Source organism: Alteromonas sp. AWJ4_197 (assembly GCF_056160285.1).
Genome location: NZ_JBSWWW010000002.1, coordinates 54,255 through 67,326, shown reverse-complemented (window position 1 = coordinate 67,326; position 13,072 = coordinate 54,255). Strand labels below are relative to the sequence as shown.

15 protein-coding genes are annotated in these 13,072 nt (G+C 49.3%); 9 read left to right on the top strand and 6 right to left on the bottom strand.

Annotated features, from left to right (window positions below):
- The first annotated feature begins 5 nt into the window (after positions 1-5).
- From fkpB to ACXAGC_RS03695, 7 genes are all read left to right on the top strand, one after another.
- Positions 6-452: an FKBP-type peptidyl-prolyl cis-trans isomerase gene (gene fkpB, locus ACXAGC_RS03725; RefSeq protein WP_474842531.1), complete on the top strand. Its 447-nt coding sequence runs from the start codon at positions 6-8 to the stop codon at positions 450-452.
- Between the two features lie 17 nt (positions 453-469).
- Positions 470-1,414 carry a 4-hydroxy-3-methylbut-2-enyl diphosphate reductase gene (gene ispH / locus ACXAGC_RS03720; protein WP_119501964.1) on the top strand — a complete coding sequence of 315 codons (945 nt, stop codon included), beginning with the start codon at positions 470-472 and terminating at the stop codon, positions 1,412-1,414.
- A gap of 156 nt (positions 1,415-1,570) precedes the next feature.
- Positions 1,571-2,191: a type IV pilus modification PilV family protein gene (locus tag ACXAGC_RS03715; protein ID WP_474842528.1), complete on the top strand. Its 621-nt coding sequence runs from the start codon at positions 1,571-1,573 to the stop codon at positions 2,189-2,191.
- Positions 2,188-3,027, top strand: a complete 840-nt coding sequence (locus tag ACXAGC_RS03710; protein ID WP_474842526.1) for a PilW family protein — start codon at positions 2,188-2,190, stop codon at positions 3,025-3,027. Before ACXAGC_RS03715 ends, ACXAGC_RS03710 begins: the two co-directional genes overlap by 4 nt.
- A complete protein-coding gene (locus ACXAGC_RS03705) occupies positions 3,027-3,599 on the top strand; it encodes a PilX N-terminal domain-containing pilus assembly protein (RefSeq protein WP_474842524.1) in 573 nt (190 codons plus the stop codon). Before ACXAGC_RS03710 ends, ACXAGC_RS03705 begins: the two co-directional genes overlap by 1 nt.
- Positions 3,600-3,610: 11 nt before the next feature.
- The gene (locus ACXAGC_RS03700) at positions 3,611-7,678 is read left to right on the top strand and encodes a PilC/PilY family type IV pilus protein (RefSeq protein WP_474842522.1); all 4,068 of its coding nucleotides are present in this window, start codon (positions 3,611-3,613) and stop codon (positions 7,676-7,678) included.
- Positions 7,678-8,148 (top strand): type IV pilin protein, encoded by a 471-nt coding sequence (locus ACXAGC_RS03695; RefSeq protein ID WP_119501960.1) that lies wholly within the window; start codon positions 7,678-7,680, stop codon positions 8,146-8,148. The genes ACXAGC_RS03700 and ACXAGC_RS03695 overlap by 1 nt, the downstream gene beginning before the upstream one ends.
- A 6-nt stretch (positions 8,149-8,154) precedes the next feature.
- Here the strand turns inward: ACXAGC_RS03695 and ACXAGC_RS03690 are convergent, their stop codons facing one another.
- From ACXAGC_RS03690 to ACXAGC_RS03675, 4 genes are all read right to left on the bottom strand, one after another.
- Positions 8,155-8,673 (bottom strand): hypothetical protein, encoded by a 519-nt coding sequence (locus tag ACXAGC_RS03690; protein WP_474842519.1) that lies wholly within the window; start codon positions 8,671-8,673, stop codon positions 8,155-8,157.
- A gap of 14 nt (positions 8,674-8,687) precedes the next feature.
- Entirely contained in the window at positions 8,688-9,725 is a 1,038-nt protein-coding gene (locus ACXAGC_RS03685) for a hypothetical protein (protein ID WP_474842517.1), read from the bottom strand.
- A 73-nt stretch (positions 9,726-9,798) separates the two neighbouring features.
- On the bottom strand, positions 9,799-10,404 hold the full coding sequence (locus ACXAGC_RS03680; protein ID WP_474842515.1) for a hypothetical protein: 606 nt from the start codon (positions 10,402-10,404) through the stop codon (positions 9,799-9,801).
- On the bottom strand, positions 10,398-10,907 hold the full coding sequence (locus ACXAGC_RS03675) for a prepilin-type N-terminal cleavage/methylation domain-containing protein (RefSeq protein ID WP_474842513.1): 510 nt from the start codon (positions 10,905-10,907) through the stop codon (positions 10,398-10,400). Before ACXAGC_RS03675 ends, ACXAGC_RS03680 begins: the two co-directional genes overlap by 7 nt.
- 83 nt (positions 10,908-10,990) lie before the next feature.
- On the opposite strand from ACXAGC_RS03675, the gene ACXAGC_RS03670 reads away from it, so the two are divergent.
- Positions 10,991-11,377 (top strand): type IV pilin protein, encoded by a 387-nt coding sequence (locus ACXAGC_RS03670; protein WP_474842511.1) that lies wholly within the window; start codon positions 10,991-10,993, stop codon positions 11,375-11,377.
- Here the strand turns inward: ACXAGC_RS03670 and ACXAGC_RS03665 are convergent.
- Positions 11,374-11,916 carry a GspH/FimT family pseudopilin gene (locus ACXAGC_RS03665; RefSeq protein WP_474842509.1) on the bottom strand — a complete coding sequence of 181 codons (543 nt, stop codon included), beginning with the start codon at positions 11,914-11,916 and terminating at the stop codon, positions 11,374-11,376. The genes ACXAGC_RS03670 and ACXAGC_RS03665 overlap by 4 nt on opposite strands.
- A 247-nt stretch (positions 11,917-12,163) precedes the next feature.
- Here ACXAGC_RS03665 and ACXAGC_RS03660 point away from each other — a divergent pair, with 247 nt between their 5' ends.
- Entirely contained in the window at positions 12,164-12,502 is a 339-nt protein-coding gene (locus tag ACXAGC_RS03660; protein WP_119501953.1) for a P-II family nitrogen regulator, read from the top strand.
- A 55-nt stretch (positions 12,503-12,557) separates the two neighbouring features.
- Here the strand turns inward: ACXAGC_RS03660 and ACXAGC_RS03655 are convergent, their stop codons facing one another.
- A complete protein-coding gene (locus ACXAGC_RS03655) occupies positions 12,558-13,043 on the bottom strand; it encodes an FKBP-type peptidyl-prolyl cis-trans isomerase (protein ID WP_474842507.1) in 486 nt (161 codons plus the stop codon).
- Positions 13,044-13,072 lie beyond the last annotated feature (29 nt).

Below are 13,072 nucleotides of genomic sequence, written 5' to 3'. Positions count from 1 at the left end.
GCAGTATGAGTGATTTTGTGATTAATGCCCAATCTGAAGTGATCATGCACTTCGATTTAAAGCTGGAAGACGGTTCTGCCGCTGACAGTACCCGCCTGAATAGGCCGGCCAAGCTGGTGATGGGCGATGGCAGCCTGACACCTAACTTTGAAGCGTGCCTGCTGGGTTTGAGTAAGGGCGATAAAAAGGCCTTTACGCTGGCCCCTGAAGACGCTTTCGGTCAGCCTAATCCGGATAATATCCATCATATGGAACGCACCCGTTTCAGCCATGATCTAAACCTTGAGGAAGGTATGATCGTGGCGTTTTCACAGCCTGACGGCAGCGAAGTACCGGGCATTGTCAGAAGTCTTGCCGGAGATTCTGTTACCGTAGATTTCAATCATCCGCTGGCAGGTCAGACGGTGATTTTCGATGTCGAGATAATCGACGTTATTAATTCTGCAGCGTAAGGTTTAGCGGAGCTTTTATGCAAATACATCTTGCCAACCCCCGTGGCTTCTGTGCGGGTGTAGACCGTGCCATCACAATTGTTGAACGTGCACTGGAAATGTTCAGCCCGCCTATCTATGTACGTCATGAAGTGGTCCACAATAAATTTGTTGTGGACGGACTAAAAGAGCGTGGCGCACTGTTTGTTGATGAGCTTGATGAAGTGCCGGATGACAGCATCGTTATTTTTTCAGCTCACGGCGTTTCTCAGGCAGTACGAAAAGAAGCAGAAGCCCGCGGACTGAAAGTGTTTGATGCAACCTGTCCGCTGGTAACGAAAGTGCATATGGAAGTGACACGCGCCAGTAAAACCGGCACGGAATGTATCCTCATCGGTCACGCCGGACACCCTGAAGTAGAAGGTACAATGGGGCAGTACAATAATCCGGAAGGTGGCATTTATCTGGTGGAATCCAGCGAAGATGTTGCAAAGCTGGAAGTGAAGGATCCGCAGCATTTGTATTTCTGCAGTCAGACTACGTTATCGGTAGATGATACTGCGGATGTTATCGATGCACTCAGAGACAAATTCCCGGCAATCAGCGGTCCACGCAAAGACGACATTTGTTACGCTACGCAAAACCGTCAGGATGCCGTGCGTGAATTGGCGACAGATTGCGAAGTGTTGCTGGTTGTCGGTGCTACTAATAGCTCCAACTCCAACCGTCTGCGTGAACTCGCGGAGAAAATGGGGGCGCAGGCGCATCTTATTGCCGATGAAAATTGTATTCAGAAAGCGTGGCTTGAAGGTGTTGAACACATCGGTGTTACCGCCGGTGCCTCTGCGCCGGAAGTGCTGGTGCAGCGGGTAGTCAATCAGCTTAAGGCATGGGGAGCGCAAAGTGCTTCTGAACGTCCCGGACGTGAAGAAAACGTAGAATTTGCCGTGCCTAAAGAGTTACGTATTAAACAAGTCAGTTAACTCCTTCACCGTTACGCCTTTCTTCATCGCGGAGTGTTGCTGCTCCGCGAATTATACTTTTCAATACCCAACGATTTCTGCCGATACTTATTAAAATGCCCCTCTGATGTAGGATAAATGCGGGGTAAGTTTAATTTTTGAACAGGTAGACTAGTTATGCGTCAGCATACGTTGCAAAAACGGCAAACCGGTGTGGGCTTCATTGAAGTCCTCATAACGTTGTTCGTGCTTGCTATCGGTCTGCTTGGCGTTGCATCTCTGCAATTTGTGGGTTCTTTTGCGAACAGGGATGCGATAAGCCGCACACAGTCTGAACTGGTTGCCGAACAGGTAGCAGAGCGGTTACGGGCTGCCACGCGGCCGGCCACGGCAGGCGACGGAATGGTAGTGAATAACGCTTATTTCAGTAGTAACAATTATAATTTTGCCACGCTGTCCTGTGGTTCCGGTGATACGTATGCGTGTCACTGTCTGAGCCTGCCTTCTTCCGTTCCTGACTGTGAAAGCGGCACATGCAGCGAAGCACAGTTAGCGCAGTACGATGCGTGGTCATTGTCCTGTGCAGCAGTACAAACTAATAAAGCCATTACACTGGATGTCTCCTGCACTGACAGTAACAGCGGAGATGCTGACACCTGCTCAGCAGGCTCCCGCATTCATATTATGCTGACCTGGCCGGTTTCGTCTTCCTCCAGGCAACAGTACACGTTAAATACCCGGTGTAACCCTGACTCCGGCGACAGTAATGCCTGCGTGGTTAAGGACATCACACTATGAATCAGCGGGGCTTTACCTTAATCGAAATGATGATCGCGCTGGTGCTGGGTCTGGTGATCAGCGGTGCAGTGATCCAGACAATGGTCAGTTCCAGAGTGACAAATTCCCTTAATCAGGCGGTGAGTCAGGTACAGGAGTCTGGTCGTTTTGTTATGGCAAGGCTGAGCCGCGAAGTTATTGAGGCCGGGCGCTACGACCAGGTAGTAGCCAGAGTGGATACCACGGTAGACCCCCTTGTTGAAGCGGCATTTATTCAAAACCGTCCTGTCGGCCTGCCGGGGGATTACCTGTCCAGCGTATCCCTTGGCTCAAGCCAGGGCGGAAGTGGTGCTGATGATGAACTGGTCGTGAATTTTCTGGGGCGGGAGGATTGCACCGGAAACCGTTATGGCTACACAGGCAATGACGAATTTCACGTGGTTAACCGTTACTACGTGTCCGGAGAAAAACTCTATTGTTCAGGATACGATGGCAGGGCATTGCGTGGTGTAAAAACGGCAACAGGTACCAGCAAGTCAGTGGTTCTGATGGACAATGTCGTGAGTTTTCAGGTGCAGTACGGGGTTACGGCCACCGCCACCGGTTCTCAGGGACAAGCTGTTCAGTACGTCACCGCCAGCCAGTTGTCAGCATTGCGGGCGGTTAACCGTCAGGTTGTATCGGTACGCATCGGGGTGTTGTTAAAAAGTGATGCCTCTCAGGTCTCAAATATCGCCAGCCGCAATATAGCCGTACTGAATGAGAGCGCGGTAACTACTGACAGCGGGCACTATTTTCAGGTGTTCACGCAAACACTGGCGTTACGCAATATGAAGAATTTTGTGAGGAGCCTGTGATGCAAGGATTAAAGCCTCAGCAAGGCATGGTACTTATTCTGGCGCTGCTTATTTTATTATCACTGACTATCCTGGGTGTCAGTGCTGTGTCGTCGAGTCTTGGGCAGAGTAAAATGGCTGTGTCGATGCAGCGTTCCGGGCAGGCTTTCGATGCTGCGGAAGCGGCACTGGCCGGGGTGTTTTTTGAAGCTGAAGACGAAATTTTACTGACCGATTCCAGTAAAACCGATCCCTTGTCAGAAGCCCGTCAGGGAACTCAGTTTGATCCGGATTCCGATACATTGAGTTGTTCTGATCAGAACTGGACTGACCGTCGGGTAACTACCTCAGTACTGAATACCGGCTCAGAACACAACGGAAGCGGTAATTATCAGAATGATATGCGTACTGAAAGCTGGTCGAAAACCGCTTTCGTACGTGAGCAGGCCTGCAGAGGCTCAAGTAATGTGATTGGTGGTAGTAACGTTAACTGTCACGTGTTTGTTGTCAGAGGGTGTGGCAAGGTAGCCGAGCGTTCAACGGTGGTGGCAAATACCGTGACTGCCGCTGTTATCGCGCCCGCTGCGCAGTAGGAATTATGAAAATGAAAAAAGTATCACGCTGGTTTATTTCATTTCTTATGTGGTCGTGCATCGGCTTCGCGGCATGGGGTGACGATCTGGATATTTATCTCGGGACAGCAGACTCATCGAAAACCTATTTGCCAAATGTACTGTTCATTATGGATACATCGGGCAGTATGGCGGCTTATGACAACACCAGTCAGACAAGGATGCTCAGAGTACAAAATGCGCTGAAAGCGGCGCTGGACCAGGCAACCAATATTAATGCCGGCCTGATGCGTTTCTCTGATTATGGCGGCCCAGTACTCTTTCCGTTACAGGGAATTGATGAAGCCATCAATCCTGAGCTGATCACGTCAACCGGCGGCAGTACTGACGATGCTTCCGAGATAAATGGTTCGGTGTATGTGAACACCAATGCGGTTTATTTCACCTACGGTACGGCGACGGTAACAAGCGGTTTGCGTTTTACCGGTTTAAATATTCCTCAGGGCGCCACGATTACCGGCGCTTATATGCGTCTGACGTCCTCACAGTTAAACTCAGCGGCTTCTGTGATCACTATTCGCGGTGAACTGGCGGCCGACAGTCAGCCGTTTTCCACAGCATCATCTGATATTTCATCAAGAGCCACAACCGCAAGTCAGGTTGACTGGACCACTGATAATGAGTTTCCCGTCACTGATGATGTGATTTCAACACCGGATTTTTCACCAGTCATACAGGAAATCGTTGATCAGGCGGGCTGGTGTGGCGGTCAGAACCTGAGTCTTATTCTTGAAGGTAGCAGTACTGACAGCAGCAGTGAGCGCAAAGCCAGATCGGCAGATTACGGCACCACAGGCTCACCGCAGCTGGTGGTCACCTATGATGAATCTACCGCCACAGGCTGTATTTCAGGTGAAAGCCTGTTTCAGGTGTCTTCCACCAGGGACAACGCTGAGGAAAAGAACAATGGCTATCAGTCCACCGGTACTGAGCTGACCATGAATTCAAACTACAACGCGTACATCGGCATGCGTTTTACCAATATTAATGTGCCAAAGGACGCTACCATCAATAAAGCTTATCTCGTCTTTACCGGTTATGACTATCACGGCGGCAGTGCGTCCATGAAAATTTCAGCATCAGCAGAAAATGATGCTGAGAATTTTAAGAACTATAGCCGCTATCTGCTCAGAAATAAGTCTAAGACCAGTGGCATTACCTGGAACATGCCCACCTTTTATCGTAAATGGCAGCATGTCTCTCCGGATATTTCCAGCGTGGTTCAGGAAGTGGTTAATCGTGGTGGCTGGAGCGCCGGGAATGATTTAATGCTGATATTAAGTGATTTCTACGGTGACCGTGGAGCTTATTCGGTGAATGGCAGTGCGTCACGTGCACCACAGCTTTACATTCAATTTAACGGCAATGCAACGCCGGGGGTTTCTTCCACCGTACGTGAACACCTTATCGGCAAAGTGGACGAACTTAAAGCCAGTGGTTACACCCCCATTGTGGATACCCTGTACGAGGCAACCCGCTATTATGGTGGCTTGTCTGTGGACTATGGCCTGACCCGCGGTAACAACAATGTGTCAGGTGATGTGCGTAAGAGTACCCGTGTCAGCCACCGTAATTCTTACAGCGGCTCAGATCCGGTCCGTCCTTACGGATGCAGTGATGACAACCTGAGTGATGCGGATTGTATTAACGAATACATTCCATCCGGTGCAACCTATATTTCTCCGGTCACAGATTTGCAGTGTCAGACCAATAACCACATCGTGTTACTGTCTGACGGTGAAGCAAACAGTAACCACAGTGTCAGTAAAATTCAGTCTATGCTGGGTAAGTCCTGTACCGGTTCCGGTGGTGAAAAGTGCGGTCTGGACCTGGTGAAGAACATCAGTAAAACCGAAACGTCTGTGATAGACCGTCGTGTTATCACCCACACTATCGGTTTTGCTGCCAACAGCAATGCGAACAATTTCCTTAACCAGATCGCGCTGCAAAGCGGCGGTGGTTTCTATCAGGTGGATAACAGTGATGATTTGCTTACGGCTTTCCAGACTATCCTGCGTTCAGTAAAAGATGTAAATGCTACCTTTGTGTCACCGGGTGTGGCCGTTAACCAGATGAACCGTCTGACCCACAAAGACGAGCTGTATTTTGCTTTATTTAAGCCATCAGAGGGCACTATCTGGCCCGGTAACGTGAAAAAATACAAAATTAGCGGTGACACGATTCTGGATAAAAATGGCGCAGGAGCAGTGGACTCTGTAACAGGATTCTTCTCAGATTCATCTCACAGCTACTGGTCCACGCTGGCCGATGGCAACGATGTGAGGGAAGGCGGAACGGCCAGCCAGATGAATATCAACCGTAATGTGTATTTCTTTGACTCACCCGGTTCTATTGCATCCAGTCTGAATGCCGTGCATGAGAACAATGCGCTCATTACCACCGCAGATCTGGCAATTACCACGTCATCTAATCCGGTAACCTTGAGAAGTGAGTTGCTGAAATGGTCACGGGGGGTCGACGTTAAAGATTCTGACGGTGACGGCGACTCCTCTGATGTGCGCCTGCAAATGGGCGACCCAATTCACTCTCAGCCGGTCATTGTTAACTACGGTACCAATGATTCAGCCATTTTTGTTGCAACCAATCAGGGGTTCCTGCATTCCTTTGATGCCGCCACCGGTAAAGAAAACTTCGCGATTATTCCGAAAGAGCTGATGGCCAATCTGCACGACTTTTACCAGAATGCCTCTTCGTATACACACATCTATGGCCTTGACGGTGATATGGTTCTGCGCACAGTCGGCAGTAAAACCTACCTGTATCTTGGCATGCGTCGTGGTGGCAGTAATTATTATGTATTCGATGTAACCAGCAAAACATCTCCCAAACTGGTATTTGCAATCCGTGGCGGCACAACCGGACTTGAGAAAATGGGACAAACCTGGTCCCGTCCTACCATTACCAAAGTGAAAATGGGCAGTACCGAAAAGAATGTCATGATTGTGGGTGGTGGTTACGCAGACGGTCACGATACAAAGCTGACAAGGGATCCTGACGGTATTGGTAATGCTGTGTACATGTTTGATGCCGATACCGGTGCGTTGCTCTGGCACGCCAGTAACAGTGATGCAAACCTCAATATTGCTGAGATGCAGTACAGCATTCCAAGCCGGATTTCAGTGATTGACCGTGATAACGATGGATATGCAGACCATATGTATGTGTCAGACATGGGCGGGCAGTTGTTCCGTATGGATATCTACAACGGCAAAACTGGCAGCGACTTTGTTAAAGGTGCCCGTATCGCTGATTTAGGCGGGGCAACCAATACAGATAACCGCCGTTTCTATTACGGTGCAGATGTCTCTGAAATCGCGCTGGGCGATGAGTTATTCTATGGCGTCGCTATCGGCTCTGGCTGGCGCGCCTCGCCGCTGGATGTAGATGTAGATGACCGTTTCTATTTCATTAAAGACAAAGGTGTTTTTGAACACGACAGCAACGGCGAATATGTGTTTAACACAGGCGTAACTGAATCAACTCTGTACGATGCCACTAATTCGCTACTGAGCAGTTCAGACGCCAACACACAAAGTGTGGCGGCATCCCAGCTTGCAGGGAAAGATGGCTGGTTTATAAAGCTGACTACCGGAGGGGAAAAAGTGTTGTCTTCACCTCTGATCATTGATTACAAAATTTTCTTCACCACGTATGTACCGGCTGCGAGCTCAGAAAGTGACTGTGCGCCACCTACCGGTAACAGCCGTGCGTATCTGGTAGATATGTTGACGGGTAATGCAGTGGATGATCTGAATAATGACGGTGATATTGATGAAAAGGATCGCTACGCTGAGCTGAAACAGACCGGTATTGCGCCTGAAACGAAAATTCTCATTGAGGAAATCGTGGAACCGGTAGTTTGTCTGGGCACAGAGTGTGTGTCTGCAGTGATCAGCGTCGACCAGGATGGTAACGAAGAGCAGTGCACATCGGCCTTTGCCTGTCTGGCACAAAATATCTTCGGCCGCTTCGAACGGGTACAGCAAAACAGCTGGACCACAGAGAAAGAGCGCCAATAATGAAAAAGGATAAAATGAAAGAAATGCGTGGTTTTACTCTGATTGAACTGATGATTGCGGTGGCTATTGCGGGCATCCTGGTGGCGGTAGGATATCCCGCTTATCAGGGTGTTATTCAGGAAAGCTACCGTAAGACGGCACAGTCTGATTTGATGGCGTTCGCAGCAGCAATGGAACGTCATCATACCGGTGGTTTTACTTATGAGGGCGCTGCATCGGGTGGTAGTGATACCGGTACACCAACTATTTTTAATAACTGGTCACCGGCCTCTGAAAGTGCCTCAGATAAGCGCTATACCCTGACCATCCAGGCTGCCTCTGCAACAGATTACGAGATAAAAGCTACGCCGGTGTCCGGTACCAGTCAGGCATCGGATGGTATCATTTTGTATTACAGCGACGGGCGTAAAGCCTGGGATGAAAATAACAGCGGCAGTATCGACAGCTCAGAGTATTGCTGGTCCTGCTGATCCCTCTCATGGTGTTAAAGCATTCAGCCGGCTGATTTTACGCACATCTGCAGAAATGAGCGGGTGAGGGCTGCTCACCGTGACCGGACTACTGGCTTGAATGCCGTCATGACTTTTCCATTTCACCGACAGGGTACCGGATTTCAGTACCGGCCAGGGAACATCTGCTGTTGCCGCAGTGCCGGTTACATTTCCTGAATGGATATAGCGGGGCTGGATTTGCCAACTGACTGTGAACTGCATTGCCGGCGCAACCGGTCCGCTGTTCACTGTATGCGTACCATTGACCACGTTGGCTGACAGGTTATTTCCCTGATTAAAAAAGTCAGCCATTTCACTGGTACCGTTTCTTCCGGTATCTGACAATTGTTTGCCCAGTGTCTGCGCGAGTAGTAATCCCTGACTTGCGTCATGAAGTGCCAGCGCTGCAGAAATGCTTGATTGCATGGTCATCAGGCTGGCAGTGAGAGAGCCGGTTAAAAGAATAAATGCCACCAGCAATTCAGTCTGTATAAATCCTTTCATCGTTAACTGTCCCGTCATGGATGTGCTGTCCCGGGTACTATGCCGGTTTGTTGTAAAAAAGGGTGGTGTTGCAGGTTTTGCAGAATAGTGTAGTGATAGGCCACACGGAGGTGACTGTCTGCCGTGGCGGGATGATTAAGTAGCAAACTGCCGTTAATAATGGCACTGTCTGAAATCTGTATTTTACGGCTAAAACCGCTGTTGTTTCTGTAACTGACAACAACGCCGTTCACCACCGCATTATCTTCCATTTTGATATGACCATTTTCTATAATGAGCAACACAGGCGACGCATTGTTGCCCAGGGTTTTGTTACCTGAAAGCGTACAGTCACCTTTTACATATACGATGACATCTGTGGCGGGCAGAGCCTGACAGTCCGTGTAGATATTGCGGCTCAGAAGAGCAATGATGGTTAAGTCAGCGTTATCCAAATCCAGCCCGAAGAGATAATCTCCCGGTGGTATAGCGATTTTATTATCTGCATCTTTGATATCAGCACTTTTAAACGGCGTATTACTCAGCGGTGATACCGGACATAAGTCCTGACCGGTAAATGAATCTGCACAGGTCATCCTGCCATTGACTGACATATCAACAGAAGCTGCGGACCACAATGAATAAACAAAATCCGGATGAGACCCTGCCGGCGGGAGATACAGCGCAAATGTGCCCAGTAACGGCGTTGAACCGTTGTACACCACAGGTGCGGCCGGAATGGAGAGCAAAAAAGGAAACTTTGTCAGTTCCACACGGGAGCTGAGCATACCATTGTCCACTGCGCGGCTGACATCCAGAGTGATGTTGTGAACTGTTGCATGGCGGACAGTCTGAACACCCGGCTGGCTTAACACCATATTCGCGCCGGAAAGCGGGGCAGGTGGCCAGCTGGCGGCATAATTAATTTCGGCCTGAGCCTGAATCACATCACCGGCAAGATCTGCACGGGTAACTACTGCATTTTTACGTAACAGAAACTGCGTAGCAGATCCGGACAGCATAACAGTCAGTGTGGCACCTGCCGGTACAACAATTAGCAATAACAGTAACACTGTGCCGGTCCATATTGCTCCGTGTGGTACTAATTTGATGCCGGAGCATTGCTGCCTGTGTTTTCGGGCCAGTCTAATCATGATATACCGTGACAATAAATGTATCTTGTCTGGAAATGTCACCAGCTGTTTTGAGACCCATAGCCAGAGACACGGTGATATCGGTGGTTTGCTGTTTCCTGTCCAGACTCACAGTAAACTGACTGACAGTCACAAAATTTGGATCGGTAATATCCTGCCATCCGGACTGAGTACATGTGCGGCCGTTAATCCGTGTTTCCAGCGCCTTGCCTCTGAGTCTGAAACCTCTTCTCTCATTCACAGGCTGACTGTCAATGACGCCGTTCAGATTGAGATCTGATGCATAAATAATACAACTGCCGGCGGGTTCATTTCCGTAAGCGCCGCTTGCCAGCTTTGAGGTGAACGTTTTATCCGGATTCCCTGACTGAATGAGCGTTTGCAGGTAATTTCCCGTTTTACCGCTTTCCCTTAACTGTTGCCGCAGTAACGATGTGACACGAACCATTTCATCTTCCAGCAACAGAGCACTTGTCTGGCGTTGCTGACTGTTTTTCACTGAAGCAATCAGTGATGCTGAGGTGGCAATGAGCGTCAGGCCGGTCGCCATGGAAATGAGCATGCCGGACAGACTGAAGCCCGCCTGAATTTTTAACATGCCCGGTATCCTCCGTAGTCCATATTTTCAAGACAAACGCGGATGCGGCCCTGGCTGCTTACAATCATCTTGCCCCGAAGTCCTGACACATCGAATGTCAGGGAGCCTGCATTACCGGAAGCTTTGCCGCTACCCTTGCTGAACCGGGCAAAATGAGCCGGGTTAAAAGTATTATTAACCAGTGATGTGGCCGGGTAGCCGCCACTGTTCACCGGCTTAAAAAGTGCTGAGGCTGAGCAGGACGCAGGAATATTGCAATGACACACCGTTGACGTAACCACCGTACACCAGGATGTGCCGGCATGGATGGCAATGTAACCGTGCTGACCGCCGGCAAGTGCCACAGACTGCGCCCGTCTGAATTGCAGTTGTACTGCATCCAGCAACCTGGTCAGTTGTCCAAGACGATATTGATGTTGAATAGCAGGCAAAGAAAGACTCGCGACTATCGCTGTTATGGCAAGTCCGGCCAGCAGTTCTGTAAGCGAAAATCCCTGACGCATGACAACTGTCCTTATAGGCGGCAGCGAACTGGTCTGCCGGTTTGATAAAGTGATGTCAGTCTATTTTGTGAGCAGGGAATTGTATGCTGTACCAAAGGAAAGATTTTTTATCTCAACGGGGTGTGACGCTGATGTCACTGATGATGGCACTGGCTGTCACCGGTATTCTCAGTGCATTGTCAGTTCCCGGCTTCGTTGATTTGCTAAACCGGCACGAACGGCAACAGGCAAGAAGTCAGCTGCTGCGGTGGCAGGCAGAGCAAATACGGTTTCGTCTGGCGAATGCGGGTTATGCCGCTCAGGTGGCGTTATCGGCCCCGGTCATTAAGAAGTATACGTTCACGGTCATTAATGTTTCTGCAGGCGGGTATGTACTTCGTGCTGACCGGATTAAAGGGTTAAACGATGGCTGCGATACGTTGACGCTGGATGCTGCAGGCACATATGCGCCTGTAAAATGTTGGCATTAGCAGGACAAATCGCTGCCGTTGAGATCTTCTTTAACGCCGTTACCACTGGCATCTGTGGCAACAGATACGCGGCCGTATAAGGTAATCAGCACGGCCGATGCGGCTTTGGCATCCTTTGACGACGGGCAAATTTTGATGGTGACAGCATTGCTGACACTGCCATCAGCGGCAAACGTCAGGGTGCCTGATACTCCGTCCAGTCCAAGGCCGGTACCCAGAGGATCAGTAGAGAGTATAAGCGGTTCATCGTTGTCTCTGGCACCATTCAGATTGGCATCCATAAAAACGATTTTTGCCTGAGTCCAGTCATTTGAACAATTTTTGTAGTCAGATGTGGGGCAAAGCAGGGTAGTCTGCTCCTGATCAATGGCGGTGAAACGGGCCATCCGCACAGCGCCGCTGATATCATTTACTGCCGCTATCACCCTGTTTTGCTGGAGAACGGACTGCATGGCAGGTGCGCCGACAGTGATCAGCAGAGCCATGATGGCTACAGTGATCATCAGTTCTATCAGAGACAGTCCTTTTTGCGCGTTCATACCTGTTGCAATTATTCAGTTACCCGAAGGTCAGATTAACCGAAATGCACAGAAAATGCGTATATAAAAGACAGCAAACGGCTGGATGTCTATACTTTACCGTGCAAAGTAAAATGCAGTTCCGGTGTGGTAATTTGCAGGTCAAAGAGATGCTTTGTCTATGTACGTCAGGCAATCTTTGTGTAAACTATTGCAGTAACGACATAGACTTAGTCGTATCAGTTCACTAAACAACGAGTAGCAAGTTATGAAAAAAATTGAAGCGATTATCAAGCCGTTCAAGATGGATGATGTTCGTGAGGCACTGGCCGAAGTAGGAATTGCCGGCATGACCGTCACCGAAGTAAAAGGCTTTGGACGTCAGAAAGGGCACACTGAGCTGTATCGTGGTGCTGAATATCAGGTAGATTTTCTGCCAAAGATTAAAGTGGAACTGGTACTTGCAGACGATCAGGTTCAGCAGGCCATTGAAGCCATTGAGTCATCAGCAAAAACTGGCAAGATTGGTGACGGGAAGATCTTTGTTACCACGGTTGAAACGGCTATCCGTATTCGTACCGGTGAACAGAACGAAGAAGCGATCTGATACAAAAAAGCCGGTGAGCTGACGCTGCACCGGCTTCTTTTATTCCGTTCAGGGCTTAGTGGTTATGACCACAGCCACCTTCACCATGCACATGACCATGTTCCAGCTCTTCCTGAGTCGGTTCACGGATATCTACTACTTCCACATCAAATTTTAAAGGTACGCCTGCCAGCGGGTGGTTGCCATCCACAATCACTTTTTCTTCACTGACTTCAATTACGATCACAGATTGTTCGCCGCCCTCAGAAGTAGCACGGAAAGACATGCCGGGTTGCACATCCATACCGTCAAACATTGACTTAGGTACGCTTTGTACAAGTTCATCTGCACGCTCACCGTAAGCTTTTTCAGGCGCTACAGCGACGTCGAATTTATCACCCTTATTTTTGCCCATCAGAGCATCTTCCAGACCTTCAATCAGGAAGCGTCTGCCGAGCAGCACAACCAGCGGGTTTTTGCCTTCTGAAGAGTCCAGTGTAGTGCCGTCTTCTGTTGAAACGGTATAGTGTAGTGTTACCACACTGTCTGACGTGATTGTCATAATATTTCCTGTTTTGGGGTGTGTTTTCT